Origin of the sequence: Streptomyces humidus (assembly GCF_014649655.1) — a bacterium.
Lineage (GTDB): Bacteria > Actinomycetota > Actinomycetes > Streptomycetales > Streptomycetaceae > Streptomyces > Streptomyces humidus.
The window spans coordinates 44964-67219 of sequence record NZ_BMTL01000025.1 but is presented as its reverse complement, the minus strand read 5'-3'; the positions used below and the strand labels follow the sequence as shown (position 1 = coordinate 67219).

The following is a 22256-nucleotide window of genomic DNA, read 5'->3' as shown; positions in this document are numbered from 1 at the left end:
TGTGGTTCGCGCGGGAAAAGCGGCGCGATCGGACGCCGAGGCCGGCCGGCTGCCGACTCCGGCCCTGCTACCCTGCGTCGTCAATTCACCACGACCGGTAACCCCTGGGGGTGCGCGTGAAGGTCGCCTGTGTCGGCGGCGGGCCCGCCGGCCTGTATCTCTCGATCCTGCTGAAGCGGCAGGATCCGTCCCACGACGTCACCGTCCACGAACGCGACCCGGAGGGTTTGACCTACGGCTGGGGCGTCACCTACTGGCAGGGGCTGCTCGACAAGCTCCGCGCCTGTGACCCGGAGTCGGCGGACGCGATCGAGAAACACTCCGTCCGCTGGAACGAGGGCGTCGCCCACGTGCGGGACCTGGCCACCCGTCAGCCGGGGGACGAGGGGCACGGCATCGGCCGGCACCAGCTGCTGGAACTGCTCGCCGCCCGCGCCCGCGCCCTCGGCGTGCGCCTGGAGTTCGAGAGCGAGATCAGTGCCGACGACCTGCCGGACGCCGACCTGGTCGTGGCCGGCGACGGCGTCCACAGCGCCCTTCGCTCCCGTCACGCGGAGGACTTCGGCGCCGCCCTCACGCCGGGCCGCAACCGCTACGTCTGGCTCGGCACCACCAAGGTCTTCGACTCCTTCACCTTCGCCTTCGTGGAGACCGCACACGGCTGGATCTGGTGCTACGGCTACCCCTTCAGCTCCGAGCGGAGCACCTGCGTGATCGAGTGCGCGCCCGAGACCCTGGCCGGCCTCGGCCTGGACCGGGCGAGCGAGGCCGACAACCTCGCCGACCTGGAGAAGCTCTTCGCGCACATCCTCGACGGACACCCCCTCATCGGCCGTGCCGCCTCCGACGGCGGCTCCCCGTGGCTGACCTTCCGCACCCTCACCAACCGCACCTGGCGCCGGGACCGCCTCGTCCTCCTCGGCGACGCCGCCCACACCACCCACTACTCGATCGGCGCCGGCACCACCCTCGCCCTGGAGGACGCCATCGCCCTGGCCGAGGCGCTCCGCGAGGTCCCCGACCTGCCGCAGGCGCTCGCCCGCTACGAACGGGAGCGCCGGTCCGCGCTGCTCTCCCCGCAGAGCGCCGCCCGCCACAGCGCGCAGTGGTACGAGAACCTGACCCGCTACATCCACCTCCCCCCGGAGCAGATGTTCGCGCTCCTCGGCCAGCGTCACTCGCCCCTGCTGCCGTACGTGCCGCCCCAGCTGTACTACCGGCTCGACCGGGCCGCCGGGCGGCTGGAGGCCCTGCGTCGGCTGAAGCGCTGGCTGGGGCCCAGAATCGCGCGCGGGGCGCAGGCGCGCGCGGCGAGCTCTCGCGACTGACCGGCCGGACCGGGCAGGCCCGCCGGACCGGACAGGGCAGCCGGACCGGACAGGGCAGCCGGACCGGCCTTGGGTGAATGGCAATTCACTGTTACGGTGAATTGCCATTCACCTTTTCTCGTGTCGCACCGGCCGCTGGAGTGCCCATGGCGTCGCCCGCTCCGATATCCGCACCGGGCGGGAAGGCCGCCGGGCCGCGGGCCCGGCTCACCGTCCCGGTCCTGGCGTACTGCGGCATCCTCATGGCGGTCATGCAGACCGTCGTCGTCCCGCTGCTGCCCGACCTGCCCCGGCTGACCGGCGCCTCCGCGGGCGCGGTCTCCTGGACGGTGACCGCCTCGCTGCTGTCCGGCGCGGTCCTCACCCCGGTCCTCGGCCGTGCCGGCGACATGTACGGCAAGCGGCGGGTGCTGCTCCTGTCGTTCGCCCTGATGGCCGCCGGCTCGGTGGTGTGCGCCCTCACCTCCGACATCGGCGTCCTGATCGCGGCGCGCGCCCTGCAAGGCGCCGCGTCCTGTGTGGTCCCGCTGTCCATCAGTATCCTGCGCGACGAACTGCCCCCGCAGCGGCGGGGATCCGCCGTGGCCCTGATGAGCTCCACCGTCGGCGTCGGGGCCGCGCTGGGCCTGCCCGCGGCGGCCGTGGTCGTGCAGTACGCGAACTGGCACGTCATGTTCTGGGCGACCGCCGCCCTGGGCGCGACCGGTGTCGCACTGATCCGGTGGGCGGTGCCGGAGTCGCCCGTCCGCGAGCCCGGCCGGTTCGACGTCACCGGCGCGCTGGGACTGGCGGCCGGCCTGATCTGCCTGCTCCTGGCCGTGTCCCAGGGCGGCCAGTGGGGCTGGGCGAGCCCCCGGATCCTCAGCCTGTTCCTGGGCGCGGCCGTCGTCCTCGCCCTGTGGCGCCGGCAGCAACTGCGCGCCGAACGACCGCTGGTCGACCTGCGCCTGGTGTCCCGGCCCGGGGTCGGCCTCCCTCATGTGGCCGCTCTCCTGACCGGGTTCGCCTTCTACGCCAACTCGCTGGTCACCGCCCAGCTTGTGCAGGCCCCGGAGGCGAGCGGGTACGGCCTCGGGCTGTCCATCGTCCAGACCGGTCTGTGTCTGCTGCCCGGGGGCATCACCATGCTGCTGTTCTCGCCGGTCTCCGCCCGCATCTCCGAGGCGCGCGGCCCGCGCGTCACCCTCGCCCTGGGCGCGGCCGTCATCGCCTCGGGATACGCGGTACGCATCGCCGACAGCCGCGAGCTGTGGATGATCATGGTGGGGGCGACGGTCGTCGCGACCGGCACCACCCTCGCCTACTCGGCGCTGCCCGCACTCGTCCTGCGCGCCGTCCCGCCCGGCCAGACCGCCTCGGCGAACGGCGTCAACGTCCTGATGCGCACCATCGGCCAGGCCGTCTCCAGTGCGGCCGTAGCCGCCGTGCTCGTGCACCACACCGGTCTCGTCGGCGGACGGCCGGTGCCGACCCTGCACGGCTATCTGGTGGCCTTCGCGGTCGCGGGCGCGGTGGCGCTGGCCGCCTGCGCGGTGGCCCTCACCATCCCCGCCGGCTCCGGCCCGGACGACGTGCCGAGCACCCGGGGCGGCACCCTGCCGGTGAGCGACGAGGCGATGGAGGGAGCATGAGGGCCGTGAGCACCCCGGCCGACGTCCCCGCCCCCGGCGTCCGCCGGGCCGCCCCCGCCCGGCGCGACGCCGAGGCCACCAAGGCGGCCATCCTGCGCGCCGCCCGGCACCTTCTCGCCCGCCGGGCGCACGCCGACATCACGCTCAAGGCGGTCGCGGAGCGTGCCGGGGTCAGCGCGCCGCTGGTGGTGAAGTACTTCGGGAACAAGGACGCCCTCTTCGCCCGGGTGATGTCCTTCGAGGAGGACGCGGACGCCCTGCTCGACGCCCCGCCGGCCGAGCTGGGCCGGCACATGGTCCGGCACGTGCTGGTCAGCCAGCGCGAGCGGGGCGCCGACCCCGTGGTGCGCATCGCCTTCGCGCCCCTGCACGGCGAACACGGAGACGTCCTGCGCGCCAACTTCCGCGCCCAGGTCACGAAGAAGCTCGCCGCCCGGCTGACCGGCCCCGACACGGACGTGCGCGCGGAACTCGCGGTCGCCGCCCTGCTCGGCCTCGGCGTGATGTTCGGCATCGCGCGCGGCGACGCCCTGCGGGCGATGCCGGTCGAGGACGTCGTCGACCGGTACGGGCCCACGGTGCAGGCGCACCTCGACGGCCGGGCCCCGAAGCCCCGGTCCCGACCGGCCGGGGAGTGATCCGGGCGCGAGGCGCCCGCGGCCGACGCGTGGTGCGAGGGCTTCGTCGTGCCCCGACGCCGGTGGGCCTCGGGGCGGCGACGGCGCGCGGGCTGCGTGCCGCACGCCTTCCGGGGCCGGGAGCCAGGCCGGGCGGACGGCACGGTCCCGGCAGCGCGATGCCGGGGGGAGGGAGGCCGCGGCCGCGTCAGGTCGCACCGGGTGACAGACTGACGCCATGGACGAGCGCGAATTCGGTAGGTCTGGTCAGCACGCATCCGTCGTCGGTCTCGGCACCTGGCAGCTGGGCGCCGACTGGGGAGACGTCGACGACAAGGAGGCACTGACGGTTCTGGAGGCGGCGGCCGAGTCGGGAGTGACCTTCTTCGACACCGCCGACGTCTACGGCGACGGACGCAGCGAGCAGACCGTCGCCGCGTTCCTCAGCGGCCGGCCGGACCTGCATGTTCTGGTCGCCACCAAGATGGGCCGCCGCGCGGAGCAGATCCCCGAGAACTACGTCCTGGACAACTTCCGCGCCTGGAACGACCGTTCCCGCCGCAACCTCGGCGTCGACCGGATCGACCTGGTCCAGCTGCACTGCCCGCCGACCCCCGTCTACTCCACCGACGAGGTGTTCGACGCCCTCGACACGCTCGTCGAGGAGGAGCGCATCGCGCACTACGGCGTCAGCGTGGAGACCTGCGCCGAGGCCCTCACCGCGATCGCCCGGCCGGGCGTGGCGAGCGTGCAGATCATCCTCAACCCCTTCCGCCTGAAGCCCCTGCACGAGGTGCTCCCGGCGGCCCGCGCGGCCGGCGTCGGCATCATCGCCCGCGTCCCGCTCGCCTCCGGCCTGCTCTCGGGCAAGTACACGGCGGACACCGTGTTCCCGGAGAACGACCACCGCGCCTACAACCGGCACGGCGAGGCCTTCGACCAGGGCGAGACCTTCTCCGGCGTCGACTACGCCACCGGCGTGGAGGCGGCCGTCGAGTTCGCGGCACTGGCCCCCGAGGGGTACACCCCGGCCCAGCTCGCGCTGCGCTGGATCATCCAGCAGCCCGGCGTGACCACAGTGATCCCGGGCGCCCGCTCGCCCGAGCAGGCCCGTGCCAACGCGGCCGCGGCCAGGCTGCCCGAGCTCTCCGAGCAGACCCTCGCGGCCGTCCGCGACCTCTACGACCGGCGCATCAAGGAGCAGGTCGAGGGACGCTGGTAGACGAACCCGGCGGCGACCGGCGAGAACCGCCGCTGACGGGGTACTCGCGGGGAGGAGGGGGCGACGGACCGCCTCGGAACCGGGAGGACGGCAAAGGTGACCGACACGACGAGCGCCGAGCGGCGCACGGGGCGGGACGAGACCGAGGAGGAGAGAGCCGACCGGATGTGGGTCGAGCTCCTCCAGGAGATCCGCGTGGCCCAGACGGGCGTGCAGATCCTCTTCGGCTTTCTGCTGACCGTCGTGTTCACCCCGCGCTACGCGAAGCTGCAGGACGTCGACCAGGTCATCTACATCGTGACCGTGGTCCTGGGAGCCTGTGCGACCGGCGCCCTCATAGGCCCGGTGTCCCTGCACCGTCTCGTCTCCGGGCGGCGGGTGAAGCCGCAGACGGTGCAGGTGGCGTCCAGGCTGACCTTGACCGGCCTGCTCCTGCTGCTCGCCACCATGACCTCCTCGCTGCTGCTGATCCTGCGTGTGGCCACCCACGACGCCTTCGTGCCCTGGCTCGTCGCGGGGGTGGTCGCGTGGTATGCGCTCTGCTGGTTCGTGCTACCGCTGTGGACGAGGCGCCGCTACACGACGGACTGAGGTCGGGCCGGACCGCCTTGGCGGTCCGGCCCGACCGGCGGTCCGGCCCGACCGGGAGCGCTCCGGGCCCCGCGCAGGGCGGGCAGTCCTGGGCCCGCTCAGCCGAAGGCCTCGCGCAGGGCGGGCAGCAGGGTCTTCTCCGACCAGTCCAGGTACGCCGGCTGAGAGTCGCCGCCGACCTGCACCAGGGCGATCTCCGTGAATCCGGCCTCGACGTAGGGGCGTACGGCCTCGACGAAGTCGTCCGGATCGTCGCCGCAGGGGATCGAGGAGGCGACGTCGTCGGGCTTGACGAACCGGGTCGCCGACTCGAAGGAGTCGGGGTGCGGCAGTTCGGAGTTCACCTTCCAGCCGTTGCCGAACCAGCGGAACTGGGCGTGCGCCCGCTTCACCGCCGTCTCCCGGTCGGAGTCGTGGCACACCGGGAGCTGGCCCACACGCGGCTTGCCCGCGCCGCCGTGCCGGTCGAAGGCCTCCAGCAGGCCGGGCTTCGGCTCGGTGGCGATCACCAGGTCGGCCAGCCGGCCGGCGAGCGCGCACGAGCGCTCGCCCGAGACGGCGATCCCGATCGGCGGCGGCTCGTCGGGAAGGTCCCACAGCCGCGCCGAGTCCACGTCGAAGTGGGCCCCGTGCCGTGTGACGTGCCCGCCCTCGAACAGGGCGCGGATGATCCCGACGGCCTCCTCCAGCATCTCGTGCCGTACGTCCACCGACGGCCAGCCACCGCCCACCACATGCTCGTTGAGGTTCTCGCCGGAGCCCAGCCCCAGCCGGAAGCGCCCCTCGGACAGCAGATGCATCGTCGCGGCCTTCTGCGCCACGACCGCGGGGTGGTAGCGGAACGTCGGACAGGTCACGTACGTCATCAAGGGAATGCGCGACGTGGCCTGGGCGGCGGCCCCGAGCACACTCCACGCGTACGGGGAGTGCCCCTGTGAGCGCAGCCACGGGAAGTAGTGGTCCGACGTCACCGAGAAGTCGAACCCCGACTCCTCGGCCCGCACCACGTGGCCGACCAGGTCACGCGGGCCGGCCTGCTCGGTCATCATCGTGTATCCGATTCGCACCATGGAGTCCGGGTCCCCGGCCGTCGCCGCGGGAAACGGGCCGCCGGGGGCCGGAAAACCCGTCGATCGCGGGGCGCGGGCGGGGCAGGATGCGGACATGAGCGCTCACCCCACGCCTTCCGGCGCCCCGTCCGCCCTGCCGTCGAGCACCCCGTCCGCCGAGGGCGTCGACGCCCTCGGCGTCCTCGCGTTCCTCGACGCCGTCGAGGCGGCCGAGCTCATCGAGCCGCACAGCCTGATGATCCTGCGTCACGGCCGGCTCGTCGCCTCCGGCTGGTGGGAGCCGTACACGCCCGACCGGCTCCAGCTGCTGTACTCGCTCAGCAAGAGCTTCACGTCCACCGCCGTGGGCTTCGCCCTCGCGGAGGGACTGATCGGCCTCGACGACCCCGTCGTGTCGTACTTCCCCGAGTTCGACGCGGAGATCACCGACCCGCGCAGCCGGGCGATGCTGGTGCGCCATCTGGCGTCGATGGCCAGCGGGCACGAGGAGGAGACCTACGACCGGGCGCACGCCCTCGACCGCGACGACCTCGTCCGGGGATTTCTGCTGCTGCCGCCGGACCGTGAGCCGGGAAGCGTGTTCGCGTACAACCAGCCCGCCACCTACACCCTCGCCGCGATCGTGCAGCGCGTGACGGGCCGCTCGCTCACCGAGTATCTGCGGCCCCGCCTGCTGGACCCGCTCGGGTTCGGCGAGGTCGCCTGGCTGACCGACGGGTCCGGCCGCGAACTCGGCTTCAGCGGGCTGCACGGCACGACGGACGCGATCGCCCGACTGGGACAGCTCTATCTGGACGAGGGCAGCCGGCAGGGCGAACGGCTGCTGTCACCCGAGTGGGTCGCCGAGGCCACCCGCGAACACGTGCCGACGAACCCCGGGGTCCCCGCCGACGCGGACCGTCTGGACTGGGACCGCGGCTACGGCTTCCAGTTCTGGCGCTCCCGGCACGGCTACCGCGGCGACGGAGCCTATGGACAGTTCTGCCTGATCCTGCCCGAGCACGACGCCGTGATCGCGACGACCGCGGCCACGCGCGACATGCAGGCGCTGCTCACCCTCGTCTGGGAGCACCTGCTGCCCGCGTTCGGGCCGGGGCCGCTGACCGGCCGCGAGGAGGCCGACTCGGCGCTCGCCCGGCGGCTGGAGCGGCTCGCACTGCCCCCGGCCGCCGGCGAGCCGGCGCCGCCCCAGGGGGCCGCACAGTGGGCGCAGGCCGCGTTCGTCCCCGCCGGCGGGGTCTGCGCCGACCAGCCGGGGCTGACCGGCGTCACACTCGCCGCAGGACCCGACGGGTGGACGCTCGGCCTCGCCGAGAAGCAGGGCGGCCTCAGGCTGGAGCTGCCCACGGCGGGCGGCTGGCGGGTGAGCGACGACCCGCTGCCCACCGCGGTCGGCGGCGGCTGGACCGACGCCGACACGCTCGCCGTGCACATCGTCTTCCTGGAGACGCCGCACCGCCTGCGGGTGACCTGCTCCCTCGCCGCGCGGACGTTCACCGCGCGCTGGGACACGACGCCCCTGCACGGCGGTCCGCTGCGCTCGTTCCGCGCGCCGGACCGTTCGTCCCGCTCAGGCGGCTGAGCCGGGCCGGAAGGTCTTCAGGAAGGTGTCGAGGGCCTGCCGGTCGGCCTTGCTGTCCCACTCCCCGGCGGGCGTCGTCCAGCGCAGCGAGAAGCTGCGGTGCCCGCCGAGCAGGAAACCGCGGCCGAAGGTCCGACCCTGTCCGCCGTCGACGTCGAAGACCCACTCCATGTCGGCGGCCTTGTACCCCTGGTACGTCGTCGCCCTGATCGCGCCGATCCGCCGGAAACCGTCGGCCTTCCTCAGATTCGGTTCGACGTCGTCCCGCCAGACGGCGACCGGGTCGGGTCCGGCGCTCTCGCTGTAGGTCACCGCGAGGGTGCGCGGATCGCCGGAGGCTCCGAACGTGACGCGGAACGCGTGGTCGGCGCCGCGCGCGGTCTCCAGCCGCTTCCACCCCGCGGGCAGGGCGACCGAGAATCCCTCGGGCGCCCGGTAGACGCTGTAGCCCTTGGGGAGGGCGGTCGCGGCGGCGGACGGCGGAGCGTCCGGCGGCGAGGCGCTCGCCGACGGGCGGGCCGGCGCGGCCGGGCTCGCGGCCGCCGAGGAGGGGGCCGGGGTGGGCGCGGGCGTGGGCGTCGTGGCGCCTCTGTCGCCTGCGTCCTCGTCGGGCGCGGGAGCGGATGCGGACGGGCGGGCCTGCGTCCCTCCCGCCGAGGTGTCGTCGGCGTCGGGCAGTTGATGGGTCACGACGAGGGCGGCGAACGCCACAGTGACGACGGCCAGCGCGGTTCCGGCCGCCATGGCCCTGCCGCTCCACTGCGGGCCCACGTGCCGGGCCGCGTCACGGACGCGTCGCAGCCGTGGCGTGGGCAGGGCGGCGTGCGGGTCGTCGTCCAGCACCTGGGTGAGGGACTGACGTACGACCGTGCGGGTCAGCCGTTCGCGGGAGTCCTTGCGCAGCAGCCCCTGCACGGTCGGCGCGAGGGGGCCCGCCCGCAGGGGGGCGCGCAGCGGCAGCCGGTCCACGCCCTTCAGCGTCGCCTCGGGCCTGTCCCGGTCCCGGTACGGCGGCCGCCCCTCGACCATCGTGTAGAGGATCGCGCCCAGCGCCCACAGATCGGCCGCCGGGCCGATGCGCTCGTCGCGCGCCTGCTCGGGGGAGGCGTACGACGGCGCGGCCATCCGCGGGGCGAGCGTCGCTCCCGCCAGCCCGAACCCGGTGAGGACGAGGGGGCCCTGGCTCCGCAGGAACACCTGCCCGGGGCTCAGCTCGCCGTGGGTGATGCCCTCACTGTGCGCGGCCTCCAGGACGTCCAGCAGCTGCAGCCCGATCGCCGCCGCCCGGGCCGGGCTGAACGCGCCCTTCTGCGCGATGAGCTGGCCGAGCGGCGGACCGTCGATCCACTCGGTGACGGTCCACAGGGAGCCCGCCTCCTCCACGGCGTCCACGACCGCGGCGATCCGGCCCGGACACAGCCGCGCCATCGTCTCGGACATGCCCAGTACCCGGTCGGCGGCCTGACGCGCCTTCTCCTCGCACTGGTCGGGGGGCAGTTCGATGGCGGTGACCAGACACGGGCGGACCGCCCCGGTGTCCTCGACGTACTCGCCGTACCAGCTGACGCGGTTCGTCTCCCGGTGGACGACGTCGAGCAGCCGGTACCTCCCGGCGACCAACTCGTGCGTGGAGACGTGCGTCTTGACCATGGCCATCCCTCGCTGAACCGCTGGTATTCACCTTTCCCAGTGGTACGCCCGGCGCGAGGGGGTCCGTTCAATCGATCCGCAACTCCGGCGCGATTCCTGTCTTTCATTCAAGAAAGTCGGGCCTGGACCGCATGCGTGTGCGAGGAAAAGGGAAATAAGCGGGCGGCAGCCACGACTTCCTCCTGTGGTGCGACCAGCGCCGAACACGCCGGAGTCCGGCGCCTCGGCGAACGACCTCCTTGCCCGTGGCCCATTCCCGTGCGAGGGCCCATCCGGCGAATTCCCGCGATCCCGTCGAAGCGTCGCCCTCGAGCGCCTTCCTCGAAGCCGGGTCCGCCATGGTCGGACTGCTCTCGGCGGGAATGCTCTCAGCGCAACCCGAACTGCTCCGTCCACACCGCCATGTCCGCGGTCGTCGCGTTGCCGCCGCAGACCACCAGGCCCAGCCGCACGTCGTGCCCCATCCGCTCGACGACCTGCCGGGCCGCAGGCAGGAGGCAGCCCGCCGCCGGCTCGGTCCACAGCTTGGCGTGCTCGGCCAGGTCCAGACACCCCCGCACGGCCTCCCGGTCGGGGACGCTCAGCACGTCGGTGACCAGGGCGGACACCTGGTCGTACGTCAGCTGCGAGACGGACGGCGCACTGAGGGTGGAGACGATCGACGACAGCGCGACCGGCACCGGCCCGCCCGCCGCCAGCGCCTGCGACATCGCCTGCGCGCCCTCGGTCTCCACGCCCCAGATCCGCACCCGCGGGCGACGGGCGCGCAGGGCCGCGGCGACACCGGCGATCAGTCCGCCGCCCCCGACGCTCACCAGTACGTCCGTGACCTCGTCGGCGTCGGCGGCGAACTCCAGACCGACCGTGCCCTGCCCGGCGACGACCACGGGATCGTCGAACGGGTGCACCAGCGTGAAGCCCTCCTGCCGCAACCGCTCCACCAGCGAGAACGCCTCGTCCATCGTGTCGGTCACCCGCACCGACGCCCCGGCCGTCCGCGCGATCTCGACGGCACGGGCGGGCGCCGAACGCGGCATCACGACCGTGGCCTTCACCTCCAGCGCGGCGGCCATGACCGCGAGCGCGATCCCGTGGTTGCCGCCGCTCACCGCGACGACCCCGGCCGCCCGCTCGGCCTCGCTCAACGACAGCAGCTTGGCCGTCGCCCCGCGTGCCTTGAACGAGCCGGTGCGCTGGAGGAGTTCCAGCTTCGCGGTCACCGGCACGCCGAGCAGCGCCGACAGGCCGGGGCTCGGCGCGGTCGGAGTGCGGACGACGTGTCCGGCGATCCGTTCCGCGGCCGCTTCGATGTCCGAGATGCCGATCAAGGCGGTCACCCTTCCGGCGCGGGCGGAGAGGGAGAGCGGCCGCGCCTTGTCCGCCTCGCACCCTCGCCCGCGGCCACGGTCCGGGTCAACTCCTTTCGCGGCCTGTCTCAGAGGTCCCGGCGTACGGCGAACTCGACCAGGGCGCGCAGGTCGCGGACGGCCCCGGCGGCCAGCGGCGCCCCGGCGAGCGCCGACTCGGCGGCGGCGACCTGCCGGCCCGTCTCGCGAAGCGCCGCGGCCCGGCCGCCCGCCGCCTCGACCAGTTCGGCCGCCTCGGCCGGATCGCCGCCCTGCTCCAGGACCGCGGCCAGGCGGCGCGCGGCGGGGGCCGGGGAGCCGAGGGCGGCCAGCACCGGGAACGTCTTCTTGCGCTCCCGCAGATCGCCGTGGACGGGCTTGCCGGTGACCGACGGGTCGCCCCACACGCCCAGCATGTCGTCGACGACCTGGAACGCGATCCCCAGGTGCCGTCCCGCCCGGTCGAGGGCGGCCGCCGTGCCCGCGCTCGCGCCGCCCAGAACGGCGCCGAGAGCGGCCGCACAGCCCAGCAGCGCCCCGGTCTTGCCCTCGGCCATCGTCCGGTACGCCTCCGGCCGCACCCGCTCGGGCCCCGTCCAGGGCCGGTCCGCGAACAACAGGTCGTCGGCCTGCCCGCGGACGAGGTCCCCGAGGGCCCCCGACAGCATCCGCACGGCGTCGGCGCCCGCCGGGAGCGGTTGCCGCGCGAGCGTCTCGACGGCCAGGGCGAACAGCGCGTCTCCGGCGAGGACAGCCGCGCCGGTGCCGTAGGCCTTCCACACCGTGGCGCGCCCCCGCCGGACCGGGTCGCCGTCCATGATGTCGTCGTGCAGCAGGGAGAACGCGTGCACGAGTTCCACCGCGACCGCAGCGGGCACCCCGGCCCGCCCGGACGCGCCGGCCGCCTCCGCGCCCAGCACCGCGAGGGCCTGGCGCAGGCCTTTCCCGGAGGACCCGGTCGCGGGGGCCCCGCCGATCCCGCACCAGCCGAAGGAGTAGCCGGCCATCTCGGCCACCCAGGGGTGCGACCGCTCCACGGCCTCCCTGAGCGCGGGCCGGGCCAGCGAACGGCAGCGGGACAGGACCTGATGGGCGTGGGGCGCGGCCGCAAGAGCCCTGGCCGGTTCCCGCACCGCGGAGTCGAGCGCGGTCAACGGACGGCCTCCACGCTTGCGCCGGCCGCCGCCGTGACGTCCTGCGAGGCCGGGCCGAGGCCCAGCTCGCGCTGCGCCCGAGCCACCATCTCGCGTGCGTGCTTCAGCCCGATGCGCTCCAGCACCCCTGCCAGATCGTCCAGTTCGGCCGCCGTCTCGGCGCGGTCGCGGCCCAGACGGGCCAGCGACTTCGCCAGCCCGAGCCGGGAGAGGGCCTCCCCGCGCGGCTCGCCCATCGCACGGAACTCGCCGAGCGCCCGCTCGTACAGCTCGCGGGCCTCGCGGTGACGCCCGGCGCGGTAGAGGACGTTGCCGCGCATCTTGTGGTTGTACGCCAGCGCGCCGGACAGGTTCATCGTGCGGCAGGACTCCTCGGCCTCCGTGAGCAGACGCAGGGCGCGCTCGGTGTCCCCGTCGCGGACGGAGACGATGTCGGCCAGCCCGCGCAGCGCCCAGGCGTGACCGCGTCGGTCCTCGGCCCCCGAGGCGATCTCGGCGGCCTCCTCGAAGAGGGCGTACGCCCTGTCGTGGTCGCCGGAGTTGCGGTGCATCTGCGCGATGCCCTCCAGCGCCCACACCGTGTGCCGTGCCTCGCCGCGCCGGCGGGCCTCGGCCAGCAGTTGCTCGTGCAGCCTGCCCACGGCCTCGTAGTCGCCCTGGATACGCCCGGTCTCGGCGAGTCCGGCCAGGGAGTAGCCGCGCACGACGACGTCCCCGCCCCGCTCGCCGAGATCCGCCGCCAGCCCCAGCAGCCGCCGGGCCAGCGGGAACGCGCCTCGCTGCCGGGCCAGGGTGCCGCCGCTCCACAGCGCCCACGCCATCGCGGCGACGTCCCCCGCGCCGCGGGCCGCCCGGTAGCTCGCCTTCCAGGCCCGGTCGGCCTCGCGTATCTGTCCCAGCCGCCGGTGCGCCTCGGCGACAGCGAGCCCCGAGCGGGCCGCCTCGCCGGGCTCCCCGGCCTGTTCGGCCGCTCTCAGCCGCGCGGTGCCGGCGGCCAGCACGTCGTCCAGCGAGGAATTCACGGAGAGGGTGGTGAGGGCGCCCTGGTACTCCGGGGCGGAGGCCTTGCCGTACATCGGTTCCTTCCGGCCGCCACCGTGTGCACGCCGCGCACACGCCAGGTATGCACGCTGCGTATACGCGATGGGTATAGTCAGCTGTGTTGCCGGGCAAGACGTCGTCGGAGCCGATGGGGTTGCCTGAGAGGCTCAGAACGCCTCGGGAGGCGGCCGGGACGAACGGTGCCGCCCCGGGCGGGCCGTCAGGGGGCCTCGGGACGTCGTTCCCCCGCCGACGCCGCGAAGAGGCCCGCCGGACCCGGCTCCGGTCGGCCCGCCGAGTCCGGCTCCGGCTCGATCAGGCGGCTCCCGGCAGGCGCGCGCCGCCGACAGCGCGGCCCGCGACCAGGACGCGGCCCTGCCGGGCGGCCCGCGGCGGACTCAGCGGCGCAGCAGGCTCGCCCAGTCCGCGGGCACGCGGCCGGCCGGCCCCGGCGTCGGCTGCTCCGCGGGGTGGCTCACCGGAGGGGCGAGCTCCGGGCCCGACTCGTACAGCTCGTCGGTGGAGTAGTCCCAGAACCACTCCTCGCCCGGCTCGTAGCTGCGCACCAGGGGATGCCCGGTGGCCTTGTAGTGCGCGGTGGCGTGCTGGGCGGGGGAGGAGTCGCAGCAGCCCACGTGCCCGCAGCTCGCGCAGCGCCGCAGATGGAACCACCAGCCGCCGCTCGCGTCGCAGTCCACGCAGCCCGCGCCGCTGGGCGGGACGCTCGGGTCGATGGGGTTCACGTCGGTCATACCGTCTCCTCGGCGTTCTCGGCGTCGGGGTCGTCCTGGACGTTCTCGGCGCCGGGGGCGGTCAGCGGCAGCAGGACCTGGAAGCGGGTGTCGCCCGGAACGGACTCCACGTGCATGCTGCCGTGATGCTTGTTGACGACGATCCGCCAGGAGATGTCCAGGCCCAGACCGGTGCCCTCGCCGACCGGCTTGGTGGTGAAGAACGGGTCGAAGATCCGCTCCCGGATGTCCGGCGGGATGCCGGGCCCGGTGTCGCGGAACTCGACCAGCAGCCGGTCCCCCTCGCGTGCCGTCCGCACGGTCAGCGTGCCGTCCCCGCCGGAGCTGTCCACGGCGAAGACGGCGTTGTCGATCAGGTTCGTCCAGACCTGGTTCAGCTCGGCCGGGTAGGCCGGGATCCGCGGGAGCGCGCGGTCGTAGTCCTTGACCACCTCGATGCGCCGGCCGATCTTGCCCGAGAGCATCAGCAGGGTGGAGTCGAGCAGTTCGTGCACGTCGACGACCCGGTAGGGGGCGCGGTCGAGCTGCGAGTACTGCTTGGCGGCGTCGACGAGATGCGAGATGCGGTTGGTGGAGTCGCCGATCTCGTCCATCAACAGCTCGGTCTCGACCGTGTAGTTGAGCCATCCGACCGCGCCGGGCAGGATGTCCGGCTCCACGGCCGCCGCGACCTGTTCCAGCCAGTCCACGTCGAGCCCGGCCTGGACGAAGGTCGGCGCGATCCGCCAGCCCTCCTCGATGTCGTGGTCGTCGAGCCAGTCGGTGAGGGCGTCCTCCCGGTCGGAAGCCTCCAGAGGGCTCAACACCGGTGCCTTGGCGACCAGTTCCGCCGTGCGTTCCTGGATCTCGATCAGCCGGGTCAGGGCCTCCGGGTCGTACGCGCCGGAGGCGATGACGGCGAGCTTGCGGCGCATCTTCGCCACCCGCTCGCGCAGCGTGGCGGTGGCCCGCACGGCCGCCGCCGCGGGGTTGTTCAGCTCGTGCGTGAGGCCGGCCGACAACGAGCCCAGCGCCAGCAGCCGTTCGCGCTGACCGATCGCCCGCTGGGTGTTCTTCGAGCCGAAGAACAGCCCCTCCAGCAGATGGGCCGCCATCGGGAACCACTCCCGCATGACGGCGGAGAACGACTCGGCGGGCAGCACGAAGAACCGCGTCGGCTCGGTCACCCGCATCGAGTTGTTGTAGACCTGCGGCACCCGGTCGCCCAGGTAGGCCTGCATGGCCCCGGCGTACACCCCGCGCTGGGAGGTGCGGCTGACCTCGACGTCGTCCGCGCCGACCCGGCGGTACAGCACGACCGTGCCGTCGAGCATCACGTAGAAGCAGGTCGCCGGGTCGCCCTCGGTGTACACCGGGCCCGGCTCGAACCTCTCCACCCGTCCATCGGCGCACAGCCGCCCCAGTTGTGCGGGGGAGAGCTTCTCGAAGAGGAACAGCGAGCTGATCTCGTCCGCGCTGCACGGCATCGGCGTCCCGCTCATGACTGCTCCAGGTAGCGGTGGACGAGCATCACGGCCATGGCTCCCTCTCCCACCGCGGACGCGACGCGCTTGGCGGACTCCGCGCGCGCGTCGCCCGCCACGAACACGCCGGGGATGTTGGTCTCCAGGTGGTACGGCGGCCGGTCGAGCTCCCAGCCCGCCGGGGGCCGCCCGTCCGGCGTGAGGTCGGGGCCGGCGAGGATGAACCCGCGCTCGTCGCGCAGCACCGTGCCGTCCAGCCAGTCGGTCAGCGGGGCGGCGCCGATGAACACGAACATCCACTGCGCGTCGACCAGTTCGGTCTGTCCGCTCGCCACGTCCCGCAGCGTCAGCTGTTCCAGCCGGCCGTCGCCGTGCGCGGCCTCGACCACGGTGCCGGGGCGCACCGAGATGTTGGGCGCCTCCTCGATCTGCTGGATCAGGTAGTACGACATCGACGCCTCGAGCGATTCCCCGCGCACCAGCAGCGTGACCGACTTGGCGCCTCTGGCCAGGTACATCGCCGCCTGCCCGGCGGAGTTGGCGCCGCCGACGATGTACACGTCGTGCCCCTGGCAGGAGGACGCCTCCGTGAGCGCGGAACCGTAGTACACCCCGCAGCCTGTCAGGTCGTCGCAGCCCGGGGCGGCCAGCTGCCGGTAGGACACGCCGGTCGCGAGGATCACACTGTGCGCGGCCACCGCCGAGCCGTCCGAGAACCGCACGACCCGTGCGGACCCGTTGACCTCCAGTCCCGTCACCTCGCGCGCGGTGAGGATCTCGGCGCCGAACTTGCCCGCCTGCCGCCGCGCCCGGTCGGTGAGCTGGGCCCCGGAGACGCCGTCGGGGAAGCCCAGGTAGTTCTCGATGCGTGAGCTCTGCCCGGCCTGTCCGCCCGTCGCCGACCGCTCCACGAGCACCGTCCGCAGTCCCTCGGAGGCCCCGTACACGGCCGCGCCGAGGCCGGCCGGTCCGCCGCCGATCACCACGAGGTCGTAGAAGTCGGCGGTCGGCGTGGTCGCCAGCCCCACGTGGGCGGCCAGCTCGGGCGCGTCCGGCTCGACCAGGGGCGTGCCGTCGGCGGTGACCACCAGCGGCAGCCGCTGCCCGTCCACGCCGGCCGCCGCGAGCAGCCGCCGCCCCTCGGGCTCGTCGGCGGAGTACCAGCGGTAGGGCACCTGGTTGCGGGCGAGGAACTCCCGCACCTCGGAGGAGCGGGCCGACCAGCGGTGCCCGACGACCTTCGTGGCCGGCACGGGCCGGTGGTCGCTGGACCGCCAGGCCTCCAGCAGGTCGTCCAGGACCGGGTAGAGCTTCTCCTCGGGCGGGTCCCAGGGCTTGAGCAGGTAGTGGTCGAGGTCGACGACGTTGATCGCGTCGATCGCCGCGCTGGTGTCCGCGTACGCGGTCAGCAGCACGCGCCGGGCGCCCGGATACACGTCCAGGGCCTGTTCGAGGAACTCGATGCCGTTCATCTGGGGCATCCGGTAGTCGGCCAGGATGACGGCCACCAGGTCGCCGCGCAGTTTCAGCTCACGCAGGGCGTCCAGCGCCGACTCCCCGGACTCGGCCCGCACGATCCGGTACGAGGCGCCGTAGCGCCGCCTGAGGTCACGGGCGACGGCCCGGGACACACCCGGGTCGTCGTCCACGGTCAGGATGACGGTCCGCGCGGTGTCGGCGGCCTGTGCCATACGTCTCCCCACCCCGAGAGGGTCGTTGCTCGTGGCGGCACGGCGAACCCCGCGCCGACTGTGCCCATCGTATGGTCCATCGTCCCGGTCCGCTGCCGGCGTGGACGGACTGTGCGCTCTCGGCACAGGCCGGGGCACACGCCGTCAAGCCGCACACCCCCGCCGAACGCCGTCGAGACGGCTGCCGGGTTCCCGGCGCGCGGAACCCGTCGCCCTCGGCGCTGGCCGGCGCCACCCATGGCCGCCCGCTCCCGGCCGACGTCCGCGCGACGGGTGTCCGGCGACGGCGGGCGGGCCCCCTCGGCGTGCTGGTCGTCGGGGCGCAAGTCCAGGCGGAGCCGGTCCCCGGCGGCCTTCCCCCACCGGCGCCGGAACGAGGACCGGGTGCGCCGGCCGGTCCCGCCGCGGCCGGATCTCCCGCTCGTCCTGCGCGGCGTGGACCGCGGCCCGGCCGGCGTCCCGGCGCCACCGGGCCGGCCTCGTCGACGGCCGTCCGCTCCCGCCGCGCCGTCATGCCGGCGGCGTAGTGAAGACTGGGGGCGACGGATGTGATCGCGACACGAGGAGGCGGCGGGATGACGGGCCCGATCACGGCAGGGGTCGACGGGACGGACGAGAGCCTCGCGGCGCTCGCCTGGGCGGCCCGGGAGGCCGTCCGGCGCGATGCGGCGCTGCGGGTGGTGCACGCCTGGCGGTTCCAGCCGAACGCGGCGGCCGACGTGGCGGACCGCGAGGCGCAGGAGCGGTGGGTGCGCGACGCGGTCGGGCGGACCATGGCGACGCTCGCCGAGCGGCACCCCGCGCTGAGCGTCACCGCCGACGTCCACGAGGGCGACCCGGTGGAGTCGCTGGTCGCCGCCGCGGCCGAGGCGGAGCTGCTGGCGCTCGGCTCGCGCGGGCACGGGGCCGTCGTCGGATTCCTGCTGGGCTCGGTCGGCCGGCAGGTGATCGACCGGGCCGCGCGCCCGGTCGTGCTGGTGCGGGCGGGCGACCGCGCGTCGTCGGAGGCGGCCGGACGGGAGATCGTCGTCGGCCAGCACGGCGAGCCCGAGGACAGCGCGCCCGCCCTGCGCTTCGCGTTCGAGACCGCGGCCGCGCGGGGCGCGGGCGTGCGCGCGGTGCGGGCCTGGACGCTGCCGCCGGTGTTCGCCTACAGCCCCGCCTCGCTCAAGCTCCTCGATGAGGCCGGCGGCCTGGAGCCCTACGAGAAGAAGGCGCTGGCCGAGGCGCTGCAGCCGTGGCGGGAGCGGTTCCCCGACGTGCCGGTGGTGCAGCACGTCGAGATGGGCAGCGCGGGCCAGGTGCTGCTGTCGGTCGCCGGAAGGGCGCAGCTGATGGTGGTCGGGCGCCGTGCCCACCGTACGGCGGTCGGCGCCCGGATCGGCTCCGTGGCGCACGGCGTCCTGCACCACGCGGACTGTCCGGTGGCCGTCGTGCCCCACGACTGACCCGCCCCGGATCCGCGTCCGCCCCGGGCGCGCGCCGGACCCGTCGTGAGCCCTTTCCCGGGTCCGTCCCGGAGTCACTCGGGAAGGGTCGGCTCCAGGGTCGCGCGCGCCTTGGGCAGGATGTTCCTGACGTAGTCCTCGACCACGGTGTCGAGACCGATGTCGTGCTGCGCGTGCTCCGACAGGTACCAGCGGTGTTCGAGGAGCTCGTGGTAGATCTCCGCGGAGTCCATGGAGCCGCGCAGTTCGAGCGGCACCGCACGCACGGTGGGCCGGAAGACGTCCCGCACCCAGCGGTGCGCCAGCACCTCCGGGCGGGCGGCGAGCGGGTCCCCGGGGGCGTAGTCGTCCTGGGTGGCCATCCAGCTCTCCAGGTCGCTCAGCAGCCGACGGGCCTGGTTCTCCTCGGTGTCCAGGCCGGTCAGACGCAGCAGCTGGCGCTGGTGGTGGCCCGCGTCGACGACCTTGGGCACGAAGGTGACCGTGTGGCCGTTGGAGGAGTGCTCGATCTGCATCTCGGCGACGTCGAAGCCGAGCTCGTTGAGGCGGCGGATCCGGCGCTCGATGTAGTGGTACTTGCCCGCCGGGTAGACCGAGGTGCGGGTCAGCTCCTGCCACAGCGCCCCGTAACGGGCGCAGATCTCCATGCCGAACTCGACCGGGTCCACCGAGGGGTGCAGTGCCCCGGAGGCCTCCAGGTCCAGCAGCTCGCCGCTGATGTTGACGCGGGCGAGGTCCAGGTCGTACTCGCGCTGGCCGGTGCTCAGCTGCGGATGCAGGTCGCCGGTCTCGGCGTCCACGAGGTAGGCGGCGTAGGCGCCCGCGTCCCGCCGGAACAGCGTGTTGGACAGCGAGCAGTCGCCCCAGGCGAACCCGGCCAGGTGCAGTCGCACCAGCAGGACGGCGAGGGCGTCCATCAGCCGGTGCATGGTGGCCGGACGCATCGTCGTCTCGAACATCGAACGGTACGGCATCGAACCGCCCAGATGCCGGGTGACCAGCACCGACTCCAGCGGCGCCCCGCCGTCGTCGGCGCGGCCGGTGACCACGGCCAGCGGGTCGACGGCGGGGATGCCGAGCCGGTCGAGGTCGCGCAGCAGCTCGTACTCGCGCAGCGCGGGCCGTTCGGCCAGCTCCTTGACGGCGATCACCTCGTCGCCGGCCCGGGCGTAGCGCACCACGTGGCGGGAGATGCCGCGCGGCAGCGGGACCAGGATTTCCTCGGGCCACTCCTCCAGGGGCAGGTGCCAGGGCAGCTCCAGCAGGAGTGCCGGGTGCTCCGGGTTGGTGGCGCTGATCTGCAAAGCCATGGCCTGACCTTAGACGGCGCGGTCGCGGGCCTGCTGCGCCGCCGCCCGTACGGACCCCTGGTGGAGCGGTCCGTGCCCGGGCAGCAGCAGCTCGCCCGGCAGTCCCGCGATCACGTCCAGCGACGCGACCGCGCGGGCGCGCTCGTGGTGGAACATGTCGGGCAGCAACTGCGGGCCCCGGACGCGGGACGTCGGGTGCCCGCTGACCAGCGCGTCCCCGGACACGACGATCCCGCGGTCGGGGAGGTGGAAGACGGTGTGCCCGTCGGTGTGGCCCGGGGTGTGCACCGGCACCGGCCGGCCGGGCAGGTCGAGCGGGCCCCCGGCCGCCGGGAACGGCTCGGGCGCGGTGACCGGGTGCTGTCCGGTGCCGCCGGAGCGCAGCACGTGCACCATCCACGGCAGCACGCCCGGCCGCCAGGCGTTGCGCAGCACCTGGCCGACGGTCACCTGCTGGAGGAACTCGCGGCGGGCGTGCGGCACTTCGGCCTCGTGCAGGTACACCGGGATTCCGTACGCCGAGCGCAGGTGCTCGGCGGAGCCCAGGTGGTCGTTGTGGGCGTGCGTGACGAGCACGGCCGTCACCGCCTGCGGTGAACCGCCCACACGGGCGAGCGAGTCGAGGACGAGCCCGCGGTCTCCGGGGTAGCCGGTGTCGATCAGCGTGAGCGCGTCCCCGTCGGTGAGGATCACCCAGTTGGTGTTGCCGCCGTGCACCAGGTAGGTGCCGTCCGCCACTTGCCGTACGTCTGCCCGCATGACCGTCCCGTGTCCTTCGCGAGGTGCTCGACGGGGACAGCAAAACAGATCGTCATGAGGAGGCGGACGCCGGGTCCGTCCGCCCGTGGGGGACGGACCGCGTCCGGCCGGCGGGTCCGCTCCGCACGCGGCGCCCTGACGCCGCGCGGGCTGATCCGGTCCGGTCCTGCCCTCCACGCAGGGTGCTCAGGCGCACCGCGCGGGTGCTCAGCGCACCCCGCGCGGGCGGAACTGGACGCTGATGCGCGGCCCGGCGGCGCGGGTGGACTTGGGGACGCAGTGTTCCCAGGTCCGCTGGCAGGAGCCGCCCATCACGATCAGGTCGCCGTGCCCCAGCGGACGCCGCACCGCCGCGCCGCCGCCCGCCGGACGCAGCAGCAGGTCGCGCGGGGAGCCCACGGAGAGGATCGCGACCATCGTGTCGGCCCGGGCCCCGCGGCCGGTCCGGTCGCCGTGCCAGGCGACGCTGTCCCGTCCGTCGCGGTAGTGACACAGGCCGGCGGTGACGAACGGCTCGCCCAGCTCGTCCGCGTAGTGCGCGGACAGGGTGCGGCGGGCCTCCTCCAGCACGGGGTGGGGGAGGGGCTCGTCCGCGCCGTAGAACGCCAGCAGGCGCGGCACGTCGACGACGTTGTCGTACATCGCGCGGCGCTCGGCGTGCCATGGGACCTCGGCCGCCAGGTGTTCGAACAGCGCGTCCGAGCCGGCGAGCCAGCCCGGCAGCGCGTCGATCCAGGCGCCCGCCCCCAGCGTGGTGCGGCGGAGCCCGTCGAGCGGGCCGAGGCGCAGTTCGTCGGCCTGGTCGAAGAGGGAGCCCTGAAGGTGGTGCGCGGTCATGCCTCCAGCGTACGTCGTAATCGAAAATATGTTCGTTGCGCCTCGTGGGCGCCCTCGTCCGGGCCTTTCGATGCACAGATGTATCGGATACATTCATGTATCGAACGGAGGTCCAGCCATGGCCGTACGGCAGACGGAGCCGACCGCGCGCGTCACCCGGCGGCGGGCCCGCACCCGCGCCAACCTGCTCGACGCCGCGTTCGCCGTGTTCGCGGCCAAGGGCTTCGGCCGGGTCTCCATCGAGGAGGTCTGCGACGCGGCCGGCTACAGCAGGGGCGCCTTCTACTCCAACTTCGCCAGCCTGGACGAGCTGTTCTTCGCCCTGTACCGGGAGCGCGCCGACCTCATCGCCCGGCAGGTCGCCGACGCCCTCGCCGGCGACGGGCCCGACCTCGCCGTGCCGGCCTCCGTGGACCGCGTCACCGAGGTGCTCCTCCTCGACCTCGACTGGCTGCTGGTCAAGACGGACTTCCTGGTGCATGCCGCCCGGGACGCCACGGTCGCCCAGACCCTCCTGGAGCACCGGGCCAGGCTGCGCGGCGCGATCGCCGACCGGCTGGCCCGCGCCCGCGGTCACACCCCGCTGCCCGCCGTCCTCGGCGACGCCGACTCCGCCGCCCACGCGGTGGTCGCCGCCTACGACGGGGTCACCGCCCAACTGCTGCTGGACAAGGACGTGGACCGCGCCCGCGGCTGGCTGAAGCAACTCCTCACCGCGCTGCTGACCGACGGCAGCACCCCTCCCGGATGTTCCGAATGAGAAA

At 74.0% G+C, this 22256-nt stretch carries 19 protein-coding genes; 8 read left to right on the top strand and 11 right to left on the bottom strand.

What is annotated here, in order from left to right:
• Positions 1-116 precede the first annotated feature (116 nt).
• The 5 genes from IE239_RS27180 to IE239_RS27160 all read left to right on the top strand — a co-directional run bounded on the left by IE239_RS27180 (position 117) and on the right by IE239_RS27160 (position 5389).
• Positions 117-1328 carry an FAD-dependent monooxygenase gene (locus IE239_RS27180; RefSeq protein WP_190152109.1) on the top strand — a complete coding sequence of 404 codons (1212 nt, stop codon included), beginning with the start codon at positions 117-119 and terminating at the stop codon, positions 1326-1328.
• Positions 1329-1474: 146 nt separating this feature from the next.
• Complete coding sequence (locus IE239_RS27175) at positions 1475-2959, top strand: MFS transporter (RefSeq protein WP_190152040.1); 1485 nt, start codon at positions 1475-1477, stop codon at positions 2957-2959.
• On the top strand, positions 2956-3597 hold the full coding sequence (locus IE239_RS27170; protein ID WP_190152039.1) for a TetR/AcrR family transcriptional regulator: 642 nt from the start codon (positions 2956-2958) through the stop codon (positions 3595-3597). The genes IE239_RS27175 and IE239_RS27170 overlap by 4 nt, the downstream gene beginning before the upstream one ends.
• Positions 3598-3814: 217 nt before the next feature.
• Positions 3815-4798 (top strand): aldo/keto reductase, encoded by a 984-nt coding sequence (locus tag IE239_RS27165; RefSeq protein WP_190152038.1) that lies wholly within the window; start codon positions 3815-3817, stop codon positions 4796-4798.
• Positions 4799-4894: 96 nt separating this feature from the next.
• A complete protein-coding gene (locus IE239_RS27160; protein ID WP_190152037.1) occupies positions 4895-5389 on the top strand; it encodes a DUF6328 family protein in 495 nt (164 codons plus the stop codon).
• Between the two features lie 98 nt (positions 5390-5487).
• On the opposite strand, the gene IE239_RS27155 is transcribed toward IE239_RS27160, so the two are convergent.
• On the bottom strand, positions 5488-6459 hold the full coding sequence (locus tag IE239_RS27155) for an LLM class F420-dependent oxidoreductase (RefSeq protein ID WP_190152036.1): 972 nt from the start codon (positions 6457-6459) through the stop codon (positions 5488-5490).
• Between the two features lie 94 nt (positions 6460-6553).
• Between IE239_RS27155 and IE239_RS27150 the strand changes: the two genes are divergently transcribed.
• Positions 6554-8041: a serine hydrolase domain-containing protein gene (locus IE239_RS27150; protein ID WP_190152035.1), complete on the top strand. Its 1488-nt coding sequence runs from the start codon at positions 6554-6556 to the stop codon at positions 8039-8041.
• Here IE239_RS27150 and IE239_RS27145 read toward each other — a convergent pair.
• From IE239_RS27145 to IE239_RS27115, 7 genes are all read right to left on the bottom strand, one after another.
• Entirely contained in the window at positions 8030-9697 is a 1668-nt protein-coding gene (locus tag IE239_RS27145) for a serine/threonine protein kinase (RefSeq protein ID WP_190152034.1), read from the bottom strand. The genes IE239_RS27150 and IE239_RS27145 overlap by 12 nt on opposite strands.
• A 362-nt stretch (positions 9698-10059) precedes the next feature.
• Positions 10060-11019: a threonine/serine dehydratase family protein gene (locus IE239_RS27140; RefSeq protein ID WP_190152033.1), complete on the bottom strand. Its 960-nt coding sequence runs from the start codon at positions 11017-11019 to the stop codon at positions 10060-10062.
• Between the two features lie 107 nt (positions 11020-11126).
• A complete protein-coding gene (locus IE239_RS27135) occupies positions 11127-12191 on the bottom strand; it encodes a polyprenyl synthetase family protein (protein WP_190152032.1) in 1065 nt (354 codons plus the stop codon).
• A complete protein-coding gene (locus IE239_RS27130) occupies positions 12188-13267 on the bottom strand; it encodes a tetratricopeptide repeat protein (protein ID WP_190152031.1) in 1080 nt (359 codons plus the stop codon). The genes IE239_RS27135 and IE239_RS27130 overlap by 4 nt, the downstream gene beginning before the upstream one ends.
• A 363-nt stretch (positions 13268-13630) precedes the next feature.
• A complete protein-coding gene (locus IE239_RS27125) occupies positions 13631-13984 on the bottom strand; it encodes a UBP-type zinc finger domain-containing protein (RefSeq protein WP_190152030.1) in 354 nt (117 codons plus the stop codon).
• Positions 13981-15465 carry an ATP-binding protein gene (locus tag IE239_RS27120; RefSeq protein WP_190152029.1) on the bottom strand — a complete coding sequence of 495 codons (1485 nt, stop codon included), beginning with the start codon at positions 15463-15465 and terminating at the stop codon, positions 13981-13983. The genes IE239_RS27125 and IE239_RS27120 overlap by 4 nt, the downstream gene beginning before the upstream one ends.
• Entirely contained in the window at positions 15462-17138 is a 1677-nt protein-coding gene (locus tag IE239_RS27115) for an NAD(P)/FAD-dependent oxidoreductase (RefSeq protein ID WP_190152028.1), read from the bottom strand. Before IE239_RS27115 ends, IE239_RS27120 begins: the two co-directional genes overlap by 4 nt.
• A gap of 575 nt (positions 17139-17713) precedes the next feature.
• Here IE239_RS27115 and IE239_RS27110 point away from each other — a divergent pair.
• Positions 17714-18586, top strand: a complete 873-nt coding sequence (locus tag IE239_RS27110; protein ID WP_190152027.1) for a universal stress protein — start codon at positions 17714-17716, stop codon at positions 18584-18586.
• A 74-nt stretch (positions 18587-18660) separates the two neighbouring features.
• Here the strand turns inward: IE239_RS27110 and IE239_RS27105 are convergent, their stop codons facing one another.
• From IE239_RS27105 to IE239_RS27095, 3 genes are all read right to left on the bottom strand, one after another.
• Positions 18661-19896, bottom strand: a complete 1236-nt coding sequence (locus IE239_RS27105) for a DUF4032 domain-containing protein (protein WP_190152026.1) — start codon at positions 19894-19896, stop codon at positions 18661-18663.
• Between the two features lie 9 nt (positions 19897-19905).
• Positions 19906-20655: an MBL fold metallo-hydrolase gene (locus tag IE239_RS27100; RefSeq protein ID WP_190152025.1), complete on the bottom strand. Its 750-nt coding sequence runs from the start codon at positions 20653-20655 to the stop codon at positions 19906-19908.
• Positions 20656-20862: 207 nt separating this feature from the next.
• Positions 20863-21492: an alpha-ketoglutarate-dependent dioxygenase AlkB gene (locus IE239_RS27095; protein WP_190152024.1), complete on the bottom strand. Its 630-nt coding sequence runs from the start codon at positions 21490-21492 to the stop codon at positions 20863-20865.
• A 118-nt stretch (positions 21493-21610) separates the two neighbouring features.
• On the opposite strand from IE239_RS27095, the gene IE239_RS27090 reads away from it, so the two are divergent.
• Positions 21611-22252, top strand: coding sequence for a TetR/AcrR family transcriptional regulator (locus tag IE239_RS27090; protein ID WP_190152023.1), 642 nt, complete (start codon positions 21611-21613; stop codon positions 22250-22252).
• The last annotated feature ends 4 nt before the right edge of the window (positions 22253-22256 follow it).

Coding starts and splice junctions, on each gene's coding strand:
- IE239_RS27155 (WP_190152036.1), bottom strand. CDS start 6,459: ATGGTGCGAATCGGATACACGATGATGACCGAGCAGGCCGGCCCGCGT.
- IE239_RS27150 (WP_190152035.1), top strand. CDS start 6,554: ATGAGCGCTCACCCCACGCCTTCCGGCGCCCCGTCCGCCCTGCCGTCG.
- IE239_RS27145 (WP_190152034.1), bottom strand. CDS start 9,697: ATGGCCATGGTCAAGACGCACGTCTCCACGCACGAGTTGGTCGCCGGG.
- IE239_RS27090 (WP_190152023.1), top strand. CDS start 21,611: ATGGCCGTACGGCAGACGGAGCCGACCGCGCGCGTCACCCGGCGGCGG.
- IE239_RS27120 (WP_190152029.1), bottom strand. CDS start 15,465: ATGAGCGGGACGCCGATGCCGTGCAGCGCGGACGAGATCAGCTCGCTG.
- IE239_RS27130 (WP_190152031.1), bottom strand. CDS start 13,267: ATGTACGGCAAGGCCTCCGCCCCGGAGTACCAGGGCGCCCTCACCACC.
- IE239_RS27115 (WP_190152028.1), bottom strand. CDS start 17,138: ATGGCACAGGCCGCCGACACCGCGCGGACCGTCATCCTGACCGTGGAC.
- IE239_RS27105 (WP_190152026.1), bottom strand. CDS start 19,896: ATGGCTTTGCAGATCAGCGCCACCAACCCGGAGCACCCGGCACTCCTG.
- IE239_RS27170 (WP_190152039.1), top strand. CDS start 2,956: ATGAGGGCCGTGAGCACCCCGGCCGACGTCCCCGCCCCCGGCGTCCGC.
- IE239_RS27125 (WP_190152030.1), bottom strand. CDS start 13,984: ATGACCGACGTGAACCCCATCGACCCGAGCGTCCCGCCCAGCGGCGCG.
- IE239_RS27175 (WP_190152040.1), top strand. CDS start 1,475: ATGGCGTCGCCCGCTCCGATATCCGCACCGGGCGGGAAGGCCGCCGGG.
- IE239_RS27100 (WP_190152025.1), bottom strand. CDS start 20,655: ATGCGGGCAGACGTACGGCAAGTGGCGGACGGCACCTACCTGGTGCAC.
- IE239_RS27095 (WP_190152024.1), bottom strand. CDS start 21,492: ATGACCGCGCACCACCTTCAGGGCTCCCTCTTCGACCAGGCCGACGAA.
- IE239_RS27165 (WP_190152038.1), top strand. CDS start 3,815: ATGGACGAGCGCGAATTCGGTAGGTCTGGTCAGCACGCATCCGTCGTC.
- IE239_RS27110 (WP_190152027.1), top strand. CDS start 17,714: ATGACGGGCCCGATCACGGCAGGGGTCGACGGGACGGACGAGAGCCTC.